Origin of the sequence: Kribbella sandramycini, from assembly GCF_013131805.1 — a bacterium.
GTDB lineage: Bacteria > Actinomycetota > Actinomycetes > Propionibacteriales > Kribbellaceae > Kribbella > Kribbella sandramycini.
Map to the genome: position 1 here is coordinate 24800 of NZ_JABJRC010000015.1, position 17478 is coordinate 42277.

The following is a 17478-nucleotide window of genomic DNA, read 5'->3' on the forward strand; positions in this document are numbered from 1 at the left end:
GATCGATCCACTTCTGCTGCAGGAGCTAACCGCAGGCCGTGGCGGGTGTCAAGGCCTCGGTGTAACCTTCGGGCGTGACCGACGCACGCCCGAAGCGGCCCGCGACCATCCATGAGGTGGCCCGGCTGGCCGGGGTTTCGCACACCACGGTGTCGCGCTACCTGCAGGACCACGACAGCGTGAAACCCAAGACCCGGGTCAAGGTCGAGTTCGCCGTGAAAACCCTGGATTACCGGCCGAATCTGGTCGCCCGGTCGATGCGGACCCGGCGGACGAACCGGCTCGCGATCGTGCTCGCGGCCGGTTCCCACTTCCCCGGCCGGCAGCTTGCCGCGGCGTCCGGAACGGCCCATCAGGCGGGCTACCAGGTGGATGTGGTGAGTGTCGAGGGCGGCCCGCGGGCGCGGTCGGCGCGGATTGACGATTTGGCGCGTTCGGGGCAGGTCGACGGAATTCTTGCGATTTCCTCGATAATAAGCCGGAGTAAATCCGCGGGCGGGGTTCCGGTGGTCGAGAGTGAGAATTACGACGAGAAGCTGCATGTGCTGGGCGAGCTGGCCGGCGCGGCCGAGGTGCGGGAGATCGTCGAGTACCTGGCCGGCCTCGGCCACGAAACATTTCTGCACGTCGCGGGTGATCAGACCTTCGCCTCGGCCCGTAACCGCAAGAGTGTCTACCTCGCGACGATCGAGCGCCTCGGCCTGCGGTCGGTCGGCGTGCTCGGCGGCGAGTGGTCCGCGCAATGCGGTTTCGACGCTATCACCAGCCTCCCGGAGGGCTGCGGCGTCACTGCGGTCGTGGCCGCCAACGACGTCGTCGCGACCGGCGTCGTCCGCGGCGCACTGTCCCGTGGCTGGCGCGTTCCGGACGATCTGAGCGTTTTCGGCTGGGACGACGAGGAGATCGCCCGCTTCACCACGCCGTCCCTGTCCACCGTCGCCGTCGACCGGGAGGGCCAGGGCCGGGACGGCATCCATCGGCTGCTCGCCGCCATCAACGGCGAGCCCGCGCCGCAGCCCGTGACCCGCAAGGTCAACCAGCTGATCTTCCGGGAGTCCACTGCGCCGCCACCGTCCTAGCGAAACTGCTTACTCGTGGGTAACCTGGCCTGCATGGCTACACAGGTGATGGCGATGTGGGAGCGGTTGCGGGCGGTCCCGGGCGGCGATCGGGTGTTTTCGCGGGCGTTCACCTGGAAGGCGCCGTACTTCCGGTCGATCCGGCCGCGGTTCGTCCAGGTCGGTCCGAACTACGCCTCCCTGGTGCTGCCCAAGCGGCGGGCGGTGCACAACCACATCGGCACTGTGCACGCCATCGCGGTCTGCAACGGCCTGGAGGCCGCCATGGGCGCGCTGGCCGAGGCGACCATCCCCACTGGCAAGCGCTGGCTGCCGAAGGGCATGGAGGTCGCCTACCTCGCCAAGTCGACGTCCGACCTCACCTGCTCGGCCGAAACCGACCCTGACGACTGGACCGCCGGCCCCGACGTACCGGTGCGGGTGAAAGCGACGCGCGACGACGGCACGGTCGTCGTCGAAGGCACCATCAACCTGTGGGTCACCGACCGGAAATAGCGATGCCAGCGCCGCACCGGCTCACGTAGGGTCGACCGGGTGACTGATGCGCTGCGGGTCGTCGACATCACCGAGGAACACCTGGACTCGGTCTGGCAGGTCAGAGCGAGATCGTTCGGGCCCGGTGGGGACAAGGACGAGTTCCGCAAGAGCGCACTGGGGTTCATTGCCGACGGTCGGTATGTCGGTGTGGCCGCAGGAGACGAGGTGGTTGCCGCAGGGCGGATCTGGCCGTTCGAGCAGTGGTGGTCCGGACGCCGAGTGCCGATGGCCGGAGTGGCCGGTGTGATCGTCGCACCGGAGTACCGCGGCCGCGGCGTCGGCAGCCTGCTGATGCGCGGAGTCATGCAGCGCGCTGTGGAGAAGGGCTATCCGCTGTCCGGCCTCTACCCGGCGACCACAGTGCTGTACCGCCACCTCGGCTACGAGTTCGGCGGCGCGCGCTACAAGTTCACCTTCCAGTCCGCGGACCTGCGCGTGCTCGGTGGCAAGGACGTGTCGGTACGCCGAGCCGGACGCGCTGACGCGCAGCTGTTCATCGAACTCGCGTCGAAGCTCCACCAGGCGCGCCGTTCGAACGGACCGCTGATCTGGCCGCTCAGCGAGATCGAGAGCTGGCTGGGCGATGACGACAACTTCGCGTACGTCGCCGACGACGGTTTCGTCGTCTACAACTGGGCCGACGGCAACCTGGACATCGACGAGCTCATCGCGGGTTCCGAAGCGACCACTCGGGCCTTGCTGGCCACCGTCGGCTCCGGTGCGTCGATCGCCAAGTCCGTCAACGTTTTCAGCGCGCCCTACGACCCTGTGCACCTGCTGGCCGAGCACGAGGCGGACGGCGATGCCCGCGTCGGTCGTTGGATGCTGCGGCTGCTCGACGCCCCGGCCGCGATTGCCGCGCGCGGGTTTGCCCCGGTCGCGCTGGAAGCCGATCTGCGCCTCGACGACTCGGAGTTCGCCGCCAACACAGGTGACTGGCGACTGTCGATCGCGGACGGCTCCGGTGCGCTGACGCCGGCTGCCGCATCCGCTGACGCACTGCGGCTCGGCGCGCGCGGATTGGCCGCTCTGTACGCCGGTACGCCGCTCGCCACGCTGCGCGGCGCCGGCCTCGCGAGCGGCGGATCCGCGGCCGGCGACGCCGCTCTCGATGCCGCGTTCGGCGGCGGTTCGGCGTACATGCTCGACTTCTTCTGAGCGGGCGGCGCGTCGATTAACGGGGTGTCCGAACGGCCCGTTAGGGTGTCGAACAAACGTTCGGAGGTGGTCCATGCGCGTGCTCGGCGTCGACCCGGGATTGACCCGGTGCGGGCTCGGCGTCGTGGAGGGCATGCCTGGGCGGCCGCCGGTGATGGTCGCGGTCGGGGTGATCCGGACGCCGGTCGAGGACGAGGTCGCCCAGCGGCTGGTCCGGATCGAGGCGGAGCTGGAGCAGTGGATCGCCGAGCACAAGCCGGATGCGGTGGCCGTGGAGCGGGTGTTCGCGCAGCACAACGTGCGGACGGTGATGGGCACGGCGCAGGCGTCCGGGGTGGCGATGGTGGTGGCCGCGCGGCGCGGGCTGCCGGTCGCGTTGCACACGCCGAGTGAGGTGAAGGCCGCGGTCACCGGGTCGGGCCGGGCCGGTAAGGAGCAGGTGACCTCGATGGTGACCAGGATCCTGCAGCTGCCCGAGCGTCCGACGCCCGCGGATGCCGCCGACGCGCTGGCGCTGGCGATCTGCCATGTGTGGCGCGGTGGCGTGGCCGGCAAGTTGCAGCAGGCTGCGGCCGCCCGGGCCCATCTCGAGGCGCGGGCCGAGGCGCAGGCCCGGTTGCAGAAGGCGCGGTTGCGGGCGGCGGTCGAGGCCCAGCAGGGTAAGGCGGCACGGCAGGGCAGGACAGTGAGCGGAGGTTCGCGGTGATCGCGTTCGTACGGGGTCCGGTGGCGGCGATCGGCGTCGACAGCGCCGTGATCGAGGTCGGGGGAGTGGGGCTGCAGGTCTTCTGCGACCCCGGCACGCTGGCCGGGTTGCGCCCCGGTCAGGAGGCCCGGGTGGCGACGTCGATGGTCGTCCGGGAGGACTCGCTGACCCTCTACGGTTTCGCCGACGACGACGCCAAGAGCCTGTTCGAGCTGTTGCAGACGGCGTCCGGCGTCGGTCCGCGGCTCGCGCAGGCCGCGCTGGCGGTGCTCAGCCCCGACCAGCTGCGGCAGGCGGTCGCCTCCGAAGACCTCGCCGTCCTGTGCAAGGTGCCGGGGATCGGTAAGAAGGGCGCGCAGCGGATCGTGCTGGAGCTGAAGGACAAGATCGGCGCCCCGTCGAAGACGGTGTCCGGCCGGCCGTTGCAGGCCGCGGAGGCCTGGCGCGACCAGGTGCACGCCGGTCTGGTCGGCCTCGGCTGGTCCGCGCGGGACGCCGAGGACGCCGTCACCGCGGTGTCGCCGCTGGCCGCCGACAACCCGAACCCGTCGGTGCCGGATCTGCTGCGGGCCGCGCTGCGCGTGCTCTCGAAGGCGTAAGCGATGGATGACAACGTCCGGCCGCTGGTCTCCGCGGACGCGGTGGATCTGGAGGAGCGCAAGATCGAGTCCGCGCTCCGGCCGCGGACGCTGGCCGAGTTCGGCGGGCAGCGCCGGGTCAGTGAGCAGCTGGAGCTCGTGCTGCACGCCGCCCGGGCCCGGCACCGTGCACCCGACCATGTGCTGCTGTCCGGCCCGCCCGGGCTGGGCAAGACGACGCTGGCGATGATCATCGCCGCCGAGCTGTCCGCGCCGCTGCGGGTGACGAGCGGGCCGGCCATCCAGCACGCCGGCGATCTGGCCGCGATCCTGTCCGGGCTCGGCGAGGGCGAGGTCCTCTTCCTGGACGAGATCCACCGGATGTCGCGGCCGGCCGAAGAGCTGCTCTACATGGCGATGGAGGACTTCCGCGTCGACGTGATCGTCGGCAAGGGGCCGGGCGCGACCGCGATCCCGCTGGAGATCCCGCCGTTCACCCTCGTCGGCGCGACCACCCGGGCCGGGCTGCTGCCGGGCCCGCTGCGCGACCGGTTCGGTTTCACCGGGCATCTGGAGTTCTACGACGCCGCCGAGCTGGAGAAGATCGTCAACCGGTCGGCCGCGCTGCTCGAGGTCGACATCACCCCCGAGGGCGCGGCCGAGATCGCGTCCCGCTCCCGCGGCACCCCCCGGATCGCGAACCGGCTGCTGCGGCGCGTCCGCGACTACGCCGAGGTCCGCGCCGACGGCATCATCACCCTGGCGCTGTCCAAGGCCGCGCTCGAGCTCTACGAGGTCGACAAGATGGGCCTCGACCGGCTCGACCGCTCGGTCCTCGACGCCTTGTGCCGGCGCTTCGGCGGCGGCCCGGTCGGCCTGTCCACCTTGGCCGTCGCGGTCGGTGAGGAGCGCGAGACCGTCGAGGAGGTCGCGGAGCCGTTCCTGGTCCGCACCGGCTACCTCGCCCGGACGCCGCGCGGCCGCGTCGCAACCCCGGCCGCCTGGCGGCATCTCGGGATGGCAGTGCCGAAAGGCGCAACGTTCGCGGACACGTTGTTCGACTCCGAGTGATCGCGGAACATTTCGACGCAGAACGAACAGTCCGCAGCCGGAAAGCGAGTAACGCAAACGTGACCCGGTGTCGTGACGCGCTTGTTGGCGGCCGGGGTTAGACTCCCGGTGGCCTGACCTGAGGTCATTCCGCTGCGGCCTGCACGCTGTGAGCAGAGCGTGCGGGACGTTCGTACTCCCGATTCCGAAGGACTCTGAGACCCGATGCAACTCCTCGCCTCCCCGTTGGCCTCTTCCGGAGGTGGCGGCATCACCCTGCTGCTGCCGCTGATCCTGATCGTCGGGATGATCTGGTTCATGAGCCGCACGCAGCGCAAGCAGCGCGAGCGCCAGGCGGCGACCGTCGCGGCGCTGCAGCCCGGCACCAAGGTCGTCACCACCAGCGGCATGGTCGGCATCGTCGAGGAGACCGACGACGAGTACGTGACGCTGGAGATCTCCGACGGCGTCCTGGTCCAGGTGGTCAAGGCCGCCATCGGCCGCGTCATCCCGGACGAGGCCGAGCCGGAGACCGCGGACGAGGCGACCGACGACGTCGCCGACGAGGTGGGCGAGGTCACGGACCCGAGCAAGGACCCGGTCGACGTACCGGACGCCGGCCGGGACAAGGCTGACGGCAAGGTGCAGGACACGCCGAAGCACACCGAGAACTGACATACCCCACTGACGGCCTGCGGCGCGCCTGGGCGCCCTCACGACGCCTAGGCCTGCCCAGAAGCAAAGGTTGAATCTGACGTGGCAACTCCGACGACATCCCGCCCTGGTCGGCTCCTGCTTGCCCTGGGAGTCATCGTGGTCCTGCTGTTCGGGATCATGGGACTCACCAAGACCTGGAAGCCCAAGCTCGGTCTGGACCTGCGTGGCGGCACCACCATCACGCTGACCGCCAAGAACGTCACCGGCGGCGGCCAGGTGACCTCCGAGCAGCTCAACGAGGCCAAGAACATCATCACGCAGCGCGTGAACGGGGCGGGTGTCGCGGAGGCCGACATCACCACCTCGGGCAACAACCACATCACGGTGGCGGTGCCCGGCGCGACGCGGGACAGCTTGGTGGCCCAGATCGGTCAGACAGCCCTGCTGTACTTCCGGATCGTCTACGACGCGCAGGCGTCGCAGCAGATGCCGGTGCCGTCGACGACCCCGACCGGCACGCCCAAGCCGGGCTCGACGCCGAAGCCGAGCACCACGCCGAAGCCGAGCACGTCGGTCAAGCCCAGCACGCCGGCCACGGCGACGCCGAACGGGCGGGCCTGGAGCAGCGCCCTCGGGCAGGCGACTCCGACCCCGACGCCGAAGCCGTCGGCCACCCCGACCCCGAAGCCGTCGACCCCGCCGGCCGCCCCGGGCGGCGACCCGCTCACCTACACCCCCGACGCGGCCACCCAGGCGGCGTTCGCGGCGTACAAGTGCGGTGACAAGCAGGAGGACGACCCGGCCAAGCCGCAGTTCGCCTGTGACAAGGGTGAGCAGTTCAAGTACCTGCTCGGTCCCGCGATCCTGAAGGGCACCGACCTGTCGGATGCCTCGGCCGGGATCCCGCAGGGCGGCCTGCAGTGGCAGGTGAACCTGGAGTTCACCGGCGAGGGCGGCAGCAAGTTCCTCAAGGCCACGCAGAACATCTCCCAGCGCGGCGAGGGCCAGAACCTGTTCGCGATCGTGCTGGACGGCGTCGCGATCTCCACCCCGAGCGTCTCGCAGCCGATCCCGGGCGGGACGGCGCAGATCACCGGTAGCTTCACCGAGGCCGAGGCCCGCGACCTGGCCAACGTGCTGAAGTTCGGCGCGCTGCCGGTCGCGTTCGACACCTCCTCGGTCGAGACCGTCTCGCCGCAGCTCGGCGGCGACCAGCTGTCGGCCGGAATTTACGCCGGTATCGCCGGGCTCGCGCTCGTCGTGCTGTTCTCGTTCCTGTACTACCGCGGTCTCGGCCTGGTCGTCGTGCTGTCGCTGGCGGTCGCGTCGATCCTGACCTTCGCGATGGTGGTGCTGCTCGGCAAGGCGATCGGGTTCACGCTGACCCTGGCCGGGATCGCCGGTCTGATCGTGGCCATCGGTATCACCGCGGACTCGTTCGTCATCTACTTCGAGCGACTCCGCGACGAAGTCCGCGAAGGCCGCAGCCTGCGCTCCTCGGTGGAGACCGGCTGGGCCCGCGCCAAGCACACGATCATCGCGGCCGACTCGATCTCGCTGCTGGCCGCGCTGGTGCTCTACATCCTGGCCGTCGGCAGCGTCCGCGGCTTCGCGTTCACGCTCGGCCTGACCACGCTGATCGACCTGGTCGTGGTGTTCGTCTTCACCAAGCCGCTGGTCACGCTGCTGGCCAAGACGAACTTCTTCGGTCACGGCCACAAACTGTCCGGTCTGGATCCGGAGCATCTCGGCGTCGAGCGGCTGCCCGGCCACAGCGCCGGCCCGGCCGCGCCGCGCCCGCGCAAGTCGCCGTCCACGCGGAAGCCGATCGGAGGGGAGGTCTGATGTCGAAGCTCGGACAGCTCGGGAACAAGCTGCACAAGGGTGAGGTCTCCTACGACTTCATCGGCAAGCGCAAGATCTGGTTCGTCGTCTCGATCGTCCTGGTCCTGCTCTCGCTGGGCGGCCTGTTCACCCGCGGCCTGGCGCTCGGGATCGAGTTCCGCGGCGGCGTCGAGTACGAGGCGAAGACCGCGGTCACCGACAGCACCGTGCAGGACTTCACCGACACGGTGAAGGCGCTGAACATCGACGGCCTGGGCGACCCGGTGGTCACCACGATCAACAACGAGCGGGTCCGGGTCCAGACCAAGCCGCTCGACCAGACCCAGGTCGTCACGGTCCGGAACGCGATCGCCAAGGAAGCCGGCATCGGCCCGGAGCAGGTCACCTCACAGCAGATCGGCGCCTCCTGGGGTGAGCAGATCGCGAACAAGGCGCTGATCGCGCTGGCGGTCTTCGTCGGCCTGGTCTTCCTCGTGATCTGGGCCTACTTCCGCGAGCCCAAGGCCTCGATGGCCGCGATCATCGCGCTGCTGCACGACGTCCTGATCACGGTCGGCATCTACGCGCTGATCGGTTTCGACGTCACGCCGGCCACCGTGATCGGCGTCCTGACCATCCTCGGGTACTCGCTGTACGACACGGTCGTGGTGTTCGACAAGGTCCGCGAGAACACCCGCGGGATCACCGGATCGAACCGCTACACCTACTCCGACGCCACCAACCTGGCCGTCAACCAGACCATCGTGCGCTCGATCAACACCACGCTGATCGCGCTGATGCCGGTCGGGGCGATCCTGGCCGTCGGCGTCTGGGTGCTCGGCAGCGGCCCGCTGAAGGACCTGTCGCTGGCGCTGTTCGTCGGTATCGCCGTCGGCGCCTACTCGTCGATCTTCATCGCCCCGGCGCTGCTGGCGCTCTTCAAGGAGCGCGAGCCGGGCATGCAGGCGCTGAACCGCCGCGTGACCGCCAAGCGCGCCCAGGCCGCCGGTGGCGGGGCTGCCGTCAAGACCGGCGTCCAGGACAAGCTGGTCCCGGCGGGCTCGGGTGCGACCGCAGTGCAGGACGCGCCGCGGGCGACCGGTTCGGCGCCGACGGCGGCGCCCCGGCCGATGAACACGACGGGCGCGGGCCGGCCGCAGCCGTCGCGGAAGCCGCGCTCGAAGCGCGGTAAGTAATGGCGCGGACGCTGGAGCAGGTCCTGGCCGACGGGATCCGCGACATCCAGGACTACCCGCAGGCGGGGGTGGTGTTCAAGGACATCACCCCGCTGCTGGCCGACCACCTCGGGTTCGCCCAGGTGGTCGAGGCGCTGGCCGCCGCGGGGACGGACGACGACGGCCGACCGGTCGTCGACAAGGTGGTCGGGATCGAGGCGCGCGGGTTCATCCTCGCCGCCCCGGTCGCGCTCGCCCTCGGGGCCGGGTTCGTCCCGGTCCGCAAGAAGGGCAAACTGCCGGCGGCGACGTACGAGGAGTCGTACGCGCTGGAGTACGGCGAGGCGACCATCGAGGTGCACCAGGACGCGTTCGCGCCCGGTGACCGGGTGCTGGTGATCGACGACGTCCTGGCCACCGGCGGGACGGTCGAGGCATGTCTGAAGCTGATCCGGCGCTCCGGGGCCGAGGTCGTCGGGACCGCCGTCCTGCTGGAGTTGTCGTTCCTGCCGTGGCGCGAGCGGCTGAGCGCGGAGCGCATCACTTCGCTGCTTTCGGTCTGAATTCAGATAAACTCTGCGTGACCAGTCAATGACCCGGCGTGTTGTCCACAGGGTGTTTCTCTGTCGTTGGCCGGTGGCCCCTAGACTGGGGGTCTGTCGGCGGAGGGACACAACGTGGGCGAAGACCCGGCGATGACGTCAGCGGTACCGAACGTAGTACCGCAGGAGCCTCCGCGCGCCCCGGCGCCGGTGCGCCCGGCTCCCGTGTCACCGCCGCCGGCCGCCCAACCGCCGCGGATCGCCCCGGCCCGTGTCCGCGCCCGGCTGGCCCGTCTCGGCGGCACACGGCACCCGAACCGGGCGCCGATGCTGGAGCCGCTGTTCCGGGTGGTCCGGGCGACGCACCCCAAGGCCGACCTGGCGATGATCGAGCGCGCCTACCGGACGGCGGAGAAGTACCACACCGGCCAGCTGCGCAAGAGCGGCGACGCCTACATCACACATCCGCTGGCCGTGGCCACGATCCTGGCCGAGCTCGGTATGACGGTGCCGACGCTGTGCGCCGCGCTGCTGCACGACACCGTTGAGGACACGCCGTACACGGTCGAGGAGCTGACGCGCGACTTCGGCGCCGAGATCGCGATGCTGGTCGACGGCGTCACCAAGCTGGACAAGGTCAAGTACGGCGAGTCCGCGCAGGCCGAGACGATCCGCAAGATGGTCGTCGCGATGGCCAAGGACATCCGGGTCCTCGTCATCAAGCTGTCCGACCGGTTGCACAACATGCGGACGCTGGGCTTCCTGCGCCAGGAGAAGCAGGAGCGGATCGCCCGCGAGACACTGGAGATCTACGCCCCGCTGGCGCACCGGCTCGGTATGAACACGATCAAGTGGGAGCTCGAGGACCTGTCGTTCTCGACCCTGCACCCGAAGGTGTACGACGAGATCGTCCGGCTGGTCGCCGAGCGCGCGCCGTCCCGGGACGAGTACCTGGCCTCGGTCATCGACCAGGTCCACGAAGACCTGCGCGCCGCCAAGGTGAAGGCGACCGTCACCGGCCGGCCCAAGCACTACTACTCGATCTACCAGAAGATGATCGTCCGCGGCCGCGAGTTCGGCGACATCTACGACCTGGTCGGTATCCGGGTCCTGGTCGAGTCCGTCCGCGACTGCTACGCAGCCCTCGGCATCCTGCACGCGCGGTGGAACCCGGTCCCCGGCCGGTTCAAGGACTACATCGCGATGCCGAAGTTCAACATGTACCAGTCGCTGCACACCACCGTGATCGGCCCGCAGGGCAAGCCGGTGGAGCTGCAGATCCGGTCCTTCTCGATGCACCGCCGCGCCGAGTACGGCATCGCCGCGCACTGGAAGTACAAGGAAGACCCGAACGCCCCGGCGCCGGAGGTGCCGGTCACCGATGTCAGCACGCCGAACGAGATGCCCTGGGTGCGGCAGCTGGTCGACTGGCAGCGGGAGACCTCCGACCCGTCGGAGTTCCTCGACTCGCTGCGATTCGAGATCAACAACTCCGAGGTCTACGTCTTCACCCCGCGCGGTGACGTGATGTCGCTGCCGGCCGGGTCGTCCCCGGTCGACTTCGCGTACGCCGTGCACACCGAGGTCGGCCACCGCTGTATCGGGGCCCGCGTCAACGGCCGCCTGGTGCCCCTGGAGAGCACCCTGGAGAACGGCGACGTGGTCGAGGTCTTCACCTCCAAGGCCCAAGGCGCCGGCCCCTCGCGAGACTGGCTCGCCTTCGTCAAGAGCCCGCGCGCGCGGAACAAGATCAAGCACTGGTTCTCCAAGGAGCGCCGCGACGAGGCGATCGAGCACGGTAAGGACGCGATCGCCAAGCAGCTCCGCAAGGAGGGCCTGCCGCTGCAGCGCCTGCTCTCCCACGAGACGCTGACCGCGGTCGCCAACTCGCTGCGCTACCCCGATGTCACGGGTCTGTACGCCGCCGTCGGCGAATCGCATGTGAGCGCGCAGGCCGTCGTCCGGCGGCTGATCGAGACGTACGGCGGTGAAGAGGGCGCGGCCGAGGATCTGGCCGAGGGCCTGCGGCTGCCGGCCACCCGCGAGCGGCGCAAGCGGACGGCGCGCGGCGACGCCGGTGTCATCGTCAAGGGCGCGACCGACGTCCTCTCGAAGCTGGCCCGGTGCTGTACGCCGGTGCCCGGTGACGAGATCATCGGCTGGATCACCCGCGGCGCGGGCGTCTCGGTGCACCGGGCCGACTGCGCCAACGTGGAGAACCTGTCGACCCAGCCCGAGCGGATCGTCGAGGTCGAGTGGGCCCCGACGGCGCAGTCGCTGTTCCTGGTCGCCATCCAGGTCGAGGCGCTCGACCGGGCCCGGTTGCTCTCGGACATCACCCGCGTCCTGTCGGACTACCACGTCAACATCCTGTCGGCGGCGCTGACCACGACGCGGGACCGGATCGCGAAGTCCCGGTTCACGTTCGAGATGGGCGATCCGACGCACCTCGGGCATGTGCTGAAGGCGGTGCGTTCGGTGGAGGGCGTGTTCGACGTCTACCGCGTCACGCAGTAGCCGTTTGGGTGGCCGGGGGAGACTGCAGACATGGTCTCCTCGGGTGAGTTCGGGCGGCGCGGGCTGCTGATTGCGGGTGCCGGTCTGTTGGTCGGTTGCAGCGGTTCGCCGTCCACCGGTACGCCGTCGCCCAGCGGCTCGCCGACGTCGACCGGGACGGTGCCGCCGGCGACCCGCAGCCCGGGTCCGGCGTCCACTGGGCCCCGGAGTGCGACACCGGGGACGCCGTCCGCTCCGGCGCTGCCGACCGTGCGCCCGTGGGCGCCTGGAGCGGGGGAGATCGCGCCGGAGGTGAAGCGCGCGGCGCTGGCCGCGGTCCGCAAGTTGCTGGAGCGGCCGGGGAACGTCGTCGAGGTGATCGACGCGCAGTACGGCGGCATCCTCAGCACGACGGCGAGTGTGCTCGTTCCGTGCCGCGTCTACTCGATCAGCGGCGGCCGGGTGGTGACCGGTGGGACGACGGTCGACGTCCGGCTCGCTCGATCGGGCGGCAGCTGGCGGGTCACCGCGACCCATCCGGCCCAGCCCGGCCCGGCGGCGAAGCAAATGTCCGCATTGGCACGGAGAGTGCTCGCGAACGAGCAGATTCTGTTGCCGCCGGCATCGATCGCGGATGTGCGGTCTGGGCAGGTGCACGACAGTGTCTTGACCGCGATGCTGGAGCTGGCGAAGACGTACCGGATCGGCGTCAGCGTGATCCGCTCCGGGCACCCGATCAACGTGTTCGGGACCGATCGACCCAGCGACCACCCGCGGGGCCGGGCGTTCGACACCTGGCAGGTCAACGACCAGGCCGTGGTCTCGCCGTCCACCTCACGCACGCTGATCTCGGCGTACATGAAAGCCTCCGAGGCGGTCGGCTCGTACAACGTCGGTGGCCCGGTCATGCTGTCCGGAGCGGCGTACTTCTCGGACCGCACGCACCACGACCACGTCCACGCGGGCTTCCGCGCCTAGTCCCACTCCCAGTCGATGCCGAGGAGGCCGGGTTCGGTGACGGCTTCGAGGAGGTGGGCCCGGGCGTCGGGGGTGAGCAGGAGCTCATCGCGGTCCGCGGCAGGTTTGGCTTGCGGTCGGCGGTAGGAGCTGACCCGGACCGGGAGGGCGGTTCGGTCGAACTGGACCTCGAGGACGTAGTGCGTGCCGCCCCACTCGTCGAAGCGGTAGTAGTTGGTCGAGGGGAGGGCGGTGCGGTCCTCGATCTCGTAGTGGACGACGGCGGTGTCGCCGACGGCGAGGACGCGGTCGAGGAGGAGTTCGGCGAGGATCGCGCCGGCCTCGGGGGAGCGGGCGATCCGGCCGTTGCGGCAGCCGCTGAGGCCGGTGACGGCGAGTAGGTCGGCATCGCAGCCCGGCTCGCCCTGGTGGGCCACGATGATCCGGTCGACGGGCTGGACGGCGACGACGCTTTGGACGACGCGGCGGCGCGGCGTACTGCGATCCGCCCCGACCTGCACCTCTTCGACGACGGTGAGGTTGCGGAGCCGGCCGTGCGCCTCCCGGCGGAGCCGGTCCAGGAGGCGGCCGAGGGCTTCGGCGTAGTCGACGACGGCGTACGGCTGGCGGGCTGCGGCTTGGTCGGTGCGGGCCGGCGGGATGCGGACCGTGAGCCAGCCGGGCGGGACCTGGAGCAGCTCCTCGAGGGCGGTGATGACGGCGAGCGAGTCGTCGCGCGGGACCCGGCGTCCGCTCTGCCAGGTGCTCAGGGTGGCGATGCCGACGTGCAGGCCGCGGTCGGCGAGGTGGGTGCGGATCCGGTTCAGGGCCAGGCCGCGGTGGGCGATCGCCTGCCGGAGGGCGGTCGCGAAGGAGGAGTCCGGGGTGACGGCGGGCACCGACGAACCGGTCATGCGCGTCAGTGTAAACGTTCACAGCGCGTGCCGATATCGCTCGGTGACCCGCTGTTCACGCCGTGCTGCCGTTCACAGCGCGATTCGGCGCGGGAGTTACTTCTTGCCGGGGCCGCGGTGCGTTCTGACTATTGACGCCACCACCACCCCATTCGAGGAGGGAACATGAGCAGGCTCCGCCTCCGCCGCTCGTGGTCATTGCTGTTGGCAACCGTGCTCGGCGTGGCCGCTCTGGTCCCGCTGGCGCCGGCCGCCACCGCCGCGCCCGGCAGCTGGTACCTCAACATCACCGGCCAGGCCCAGCAGAAGTCGAACTGGTGCTGGGCCGCGACCGGGAACAGTATCGCCGCCTTCTACGGCAAGAACTACTCGCAGAACCAGTTCTGCAACCTTGCGTTCGGCAACAACATGAACGCGACCTGCCCGAACAACCAGGCCACGCTGGGCAACGACCAGCGCGCGTTCAGCGCGATCGGGATCAGCTCCGGCAGCTACGTCTCGTCGACGCTCAGCTTCAGCACGCTCGTCACCGAGATCGCGGCCGGCCGCCCGGTGATGACGCGGATCGGCTGGACCGCCGGCGGCGGCCACATGATGGACATCATCGGCTACAACTCGGCCGACTCGACGATCAAGTACTACAACCCGTGGCCGGACGACCCGCGCTACAACTTCTCGACCTACAACTGGTACCGGTCGAACTCGCAGTTCACCTGGACGCACTCGCTCTACCGGATCGGAGCCTGAGATGCTCAAGAACATCCTGCTCCGCTCGGCCGCCGTCCTGGCCGCCGGTCTCGGTCTGACACTCGCGCTCGGCGGCGCCGCGCATGCCGCCGGCCCCGAGCCGGTCCCGGCCGGAGAGTTGTCGAAGGCAACCAGCGCGGCGAGCTCGCCGACCGCCTTCAGCCTGCTCGGCCAGGCGACGGCGGCCTCGAAGTCCGCCAAGTCGATCGCCAAGCCGACCGTGGCCCGCGAGGCCCGCCCGGTCTACGCCCTCAACCCAGCCTTCGTCCGCGACGCCGCAGCCCCGGTCGCCACCTTCTGGTACGCCGCCACCCCGGCCACCCGCGGCACCGACAAACTCACCGTCTACACCGCCCCCGACGCAACCGGCGCCTGGCAAGCCGTCAACGTCGCAACCGGCGACACCGAGTCCCGCATGTTCGCCAAAGCCAACGGCGCCCTCGTCTTCACCGAACCCCAAATCGGCGCCTGGTACGCCCTAACCGCCGACCGCATCCGCCCGTTGAACCCATCCGCAGTCGACTCCATCGGCAGCACCCCCATCACCGTCGCCGCCTACCAAGACCTCGTCGCCACCCGCTACGCCGACAAACAAGCCGGCAGCTCCTACGCCGACAACGGCACCGCCGGCGGCTACAACCCCACCGCCACCACCGACCCCGAGCCGACCACCAACCTCTGGATCCCCCTGACCACCTCGGCCCTGGGCATCCTCGTCCTGGCCTTCGTCATCCACCGCCGCCGCACCGCCTGACCCAACCGCACCCCGCCGCCGGCCTACCAGCGGCGGGGCAAGCGCGGTTGCTGGCAGAGGAAGCCGCCGACGGCCAGTTCGAGAGCTGGGTAGGAGCCCCACAGATCGGTGCGGCGGACGGGCATGATGTGCCAACCGAGGGAGCCCAGGGTGGCACGGCGGGCTTCGTCGCGGTGTTGCTGGCTGTCGGTGGAGTGCCAGGCATCTGAGTCGTATTCGAGGCCCAGGCGGCGGCCGTCGATCGGGTTGTCGGGGTAGCCCAGGTCGAGGCGGTAGGTGCGGCCTTGACCTTCGACACTGACCTGCAGCTCAGGTCTCGGGAAGCCGGCGTCGAGCAGCCGGAGGCGTAGCCACGACTCACCGGGGGAGGCCGCGCGGCGGTCGGCGTAGCGGAGGATCTCCTGGCTCTGCCGGTACCCACGCTGCCCTTCGTGAGCCGCGGAGGCGGCGCGGAGCGCCCAGCGGTCGGCCCGGCCGGAGTAGAGGAAGGCGTCGACGGCGGACAGGGCGAACGGGCGCGGAAGCTGCATCGCGAGCGCGACGGCGGTGGTGATGGGGTCGGTGGCCTTCAGCTCGCCGATCTCGACGACGTCGCCGAGCGGGCGGTGGGTCCACTCGGGGTGGAGTAGCTCTTCAGGGCCGAGCGCGGTGGTGCCGATCCCGTGCAGCCAGGCGGCGGTTCGGCCATAGACGGTGGCGCCTGGCGGGACGACCAACTCGAGGGCCGCGTAGCGCAGGGCGGGTGAGTCGTGGATGCGGACGTCGACGTAGACGCCTTTGACGAGTTGGCGGATCAGGCCGCGGTCCTGGAACCAGCGGAGTTTGCGGGGGACCTGGCGGGCGGTGAACGGGATGCCGCCGAAGACGTGCGGGTCGTCGTGCTTGAACATCGCCTCAGGATGACCGAAGCCGCCGAGGCGTGCGGCGAGTTATCCACAGGCAGGCCGGCGCAGCCTGCCGAAGCAGGCTGCGTCCCGGGCGGCGTCAGCTGAAGTCGGTGAGGGCGTTTTGGGCTTGGGTCAGCCATTCGCGGCGGGCGGCGATGGCTTCGCGGGCTTCGGTGGCTTTGCGGGTGTTGCCTTGGGCCTCGTGTTTGGCGGCTTGTTTCTCGAGGTCGGTGATGAGGGACTGGAGTTGCTTGACCGTGGCTTCGGCGCGGGCGCGGGCTTCGGGGTTGGAGCGGTTCCAGACGTCGTCCTCGGCGGACTTGACGGCTTGTTCGACGGCGCGCAGGCGGCCGTCGATGGGGCGCATCGAGTCGCGCGGGATCTTGCCGATCTGGTCCCAGCGGTCGAGCAGGTCGCGGAGCTGGTCGCGGGCGGTCTTGGCGTCCTTGACCGGGAGGATGGCCTCGATCTCGACCAGCAGGGCCTCCTTGGCCTTGAGGTTCTCGACCTGCTCGGCGTTCTCCTCGGCCTGGACGGCGTCGCGGGCGCCGAAGAAGGTGTCCTGGGCGGCGCGGAAGCGGGCCCAGAGCTTGTCGTCGACCTCGCGCGGGGCGGGGCCGGCGGCCTTCCACTGGCGCATCAGCTCGCGGAAGCGGCCGGACGTCGGGCCCCAGTCGGTGGACGCCGACAGGCCCTCGGCCTCGGCGGCCAGGCGCTCCTTGACGGTGGCAGCCTCGTCGCGCTTGGAGGAGAGCTCGGCGAAGTGCTGTTTGCGGTGCCGGGTGTACGTCGTCCGCGCGGAGGAGAAGCGGTGCCAGAGCTCGTCGTCGGAGGACTTGTCGAGCCGGGGGAGCGCCTTCCACTCGTCGAGCAGCTCCCGCAGCCGGGTGACGCCGTGCCGCCAGTCGGTGCCGGCGGCGATCGTCTCGGCCTCGGTGGCGATCTTGGTCTTGGCGGCGCGCGCCTCCTCGACCTTCGCGGCGCGTTCGGCCTTGCGCTTCTCGCGCTGCTGGGCGAGCAGCGGGGTGAGCGCCTCCAGGCGGGCCTTCAGCCCGTCCAGGTCGCCGACCGCCTGCGCGTCCTCCAGCGAGCTGTTGACCTTCTTCACCGCCGCGCGGGCGTCGTCCGGCGAGACGGTACCCGCTTGCACGCGCTGCTCCAGCAGCTCCACCTCGAACGCCAGCGCGTCGTACCGGCGGGTGTAGAAGGCCAGGGCCTCCTCCGGGTTCGCGTCCGGCCACTGGCCGACCGCCCGTTCGCCATCCTTCGTCCGGACGAAGACCGTTCCGTCCTCGGCTACCCGGCCCCAGCTCTCTCCGGCCACAACTCGCCCCTTCCGGCGGTATGAACTGCGCTCGTGCCCATTCTGGTCGGCCCCCGGTCCAAGTGCGCGAACAGGGGCCGTCCGGGCGCGTCG

17 protein-coding genes are annotated in these 17478 nt (G+C 70.2%); 14 read left to right on the forward strand and 3 right to left on the reverse strand.

Annotated features, from left to right (window positions below; genetic code table 11):
* The first annotated feature begins 74 nt into the window (after nucleotides 1-74).
* The 12 genes from HPO96_RS36145 (at nucleotide 75) to HPO96_RS36200 (ending at nucleotide 12780) form a co-directional block, all read left to right on the forward strand.
* Nucleotides 75-1079 (forward strand): LacI family DNA-binding transcriptional regulator, encoded by a 1005-nt coding sequence (locus HPO96_RS36145; protein WP_337796950.1) that lies wholly within the window; start codon nucleotides 75-77, stop codon nucleotides 1077-1079.
* A gap of 33 nt (nucleotides 1080-1112) precedes the next feature.
* Nucleotides 1113-1574 (forward strand): hotdog fold domain-containing protein, encoded by a 462-nt coding sequence (locus HPO96_RS36150; protein ID WP_171678985.1) that lies wholly within the window; start codon nucleotides 1113-1115, stop codon nucleotides 1572-1574.
* Between the two features lie 39 nt (nucleotides 1575-1613).
* The gene (locus HPO96_RS36155; RefSeq protein WP_171678986.1) at nucleotides 1614-2774 is read left to right on the forward strand and encodes a GNAT family N-acetyltransferase; all 1161 of its coding nucleotides are present in this window, start codon (nucleotides 1614-1616) and stop codon (nucleotides 2772-2774) included.
* 73 nt (nucleotides 2775-2847) lie between these two features.
* A complete protein-coding gene (gene ruvC / locus HPO96_RS36160; protein WP_171678987.1) occupies nucleotides 2848-3480 on the forward strand; it encodes a crossover junction endodeoxyribonuclease RuvC in 633 nt (210 codons plus the stop codon).
* Entirely contained in the window at nucleotides 3477-4079 is a 603-nt protein-coding gene (gene ruvA, locus HPO96_RS36165) for a Holliday junction branch migration protein RuvA (protein WP_171678988.1), read from the forward strand. Before ruvC ends, ruvA begins: the two co-directional genes overlap by 4 nt.
* 3 nt (nucleotides 4080-4082) lie before the next feature.
* Nucleotides 4083-5129 (forward strand): Holliday junction branch migration DNA helicase RuvB, encoded by a 1047-nt coding sequence (gene ruvB, locus HPO96_RS36170; protein ID WP_171678989.1) that lies wholly within the window; start codon nucleotides 4083-4085, stop codon nucleotides 5127-5129.
* Nucleotides 5130-5333: 204 nt separating this feature from the next.
* Entirely contained in the window at nucleotides 5334-5783 is a 450-nt protein-coding gene (gene yajC, locus HPO96_RS36175) for a preprotein translocase subunit YajC (RefSeq protein WP_171678990.1), read from the forward strand.
* A 138-nt stretch (nucleotides 5784-5921) separates the two neighbouring features.
* Nucleotides 5922-7610, forward strand: coding sequence for a protein translocase subunit SecD (gene secD / locus HPO96_RS36180; RefSeq protein ID WP_420371486.1), 1689 nt, complete (start codon nucleotides 5922-5924; stop codon nucleotides 7608-7610).
* Entirely contained in the window at nucleotides 7610-8785 is a 1176-nt protein-coding gene (gene secF, locus HPO96_RS36185) for a protein translocase subunit SecF (RefSeq protein WP_171678991.1), read from the forward strand. The genes secD and secF overlap by 1 nt, the downstream gene beginning before the upstream one ends.
* A complete protein-coding gene (locus HPO96_RS36190) occupies nucleotides 8785-9327 on the forward strand; it encodes an adenine phosphoribosyltransferase (RefSeq protein WP_171678992.1) in 543 nt (180 codons plus the stop codon). Before secF ends, HPO96_RS36190 begins: the two co-directional genes overlap by 1 nt.
* 132 nt (nucleotides 9328-9459) lie before the next feature.
* On the forward strand, nucleotides 9460-11823 hold the full coding sequence (locus HPO96_RS36195) for a RelA/SpoT family protein (RefSeq protein ID WP_238355905.1): 2364 nt from the start codon (nucleotides 9460-9462) through the stop codon (nucleotides 11821-11823).
* A 30-nt stretch (nucleotides 11824-11853) separates the two neighbouring features.
* Nucleotides 11854-12780, forward strand: a complete 927-nt coding sequence (locus tag HPO96_RS36200; protein ID WP_238355906.1) for a hypothetical protein — start codon at nucleotides 11854-11856, stop codon at nucleotides 12778-12780.
* Here the strand turns inward: HPO96_RS36200 and HPO96_RS36205 are convergent.
* The gene (locus tag HPO96_RS36205; RefSeq protein WP_171678994.1) at nucleotides 12777-13673 is read right to left on the reverse strand and encodes a hypothetical protein; all 897 of its coding nucleotides are present in this window, start codon (nucleotides 13671-13673) and stop codon (nucleotides 12777-12779) included. The genes HPO96_RS36200 and HPO96_RS36205 overlap by 4 nt on opposite strands.
* A gap of 165 nt (nucleotides 13674-13838) precedes the next feature.
* Between HPO96_RS36205 and HPO96_RS36210 the strand changes: the two genes are divergently transcribed.
* Together HPO96_RS36210 and HPO96_RS39415 are read left to right on the forward strand one after the other, a co-directional pair.
* Nucleotides 13839-14420, forward strand: coding sequence for a papain-like cysteine protease family protein (locus tag HPO96_RS36210; RefSeq protein ID WP_171678995.1), 582 nt, complete (start codon nucleotides 13839-13841; stop codon nucleotides 14418-14420).
* 1 nt (nucleotide 14421) lies between these two features.
* Entirely contained in the window at nucleotides 14422-15174 is a 753-nt protein-coding gene (locus HPO96_RS39415) for a hypothetical protein (RefSeq protein WP_171678996.1), read from the forward strand.
* A gap of 23 nt (nucleotides 15175-15197) precedes the next feature.
* On the opposite strand, the gene HPO96_RS36220 is transcribed toward HPO96_RS39415, so the two are convergent.
* Nucleotides 15198-16064, reverse strand: coding sequence for a hypothetical protein (locus HPO96_RS36220; protein WP_171678997.1), 867 nt, complete (start codon nucleotides 16062-16064; stop codon nucleotides 15198-15200).
* A 94-nt stretch (nucleotides 16065-16158) separates the two neighbouring features.
* Nucleotides 16159-17385: a DUF349 domain-containing protein gene (locus HPO96_RS36225; RefSeq protein ID WP_171678998.1), complete on the reverse strand. Its 1227-nt coding sequence runs from the start codon at nucleotides 17383-17385 to the stop codon at nucleotides 16159-16161.
* Nucleotides 17386-17478 lie beyond the last annotated feature (93 nt).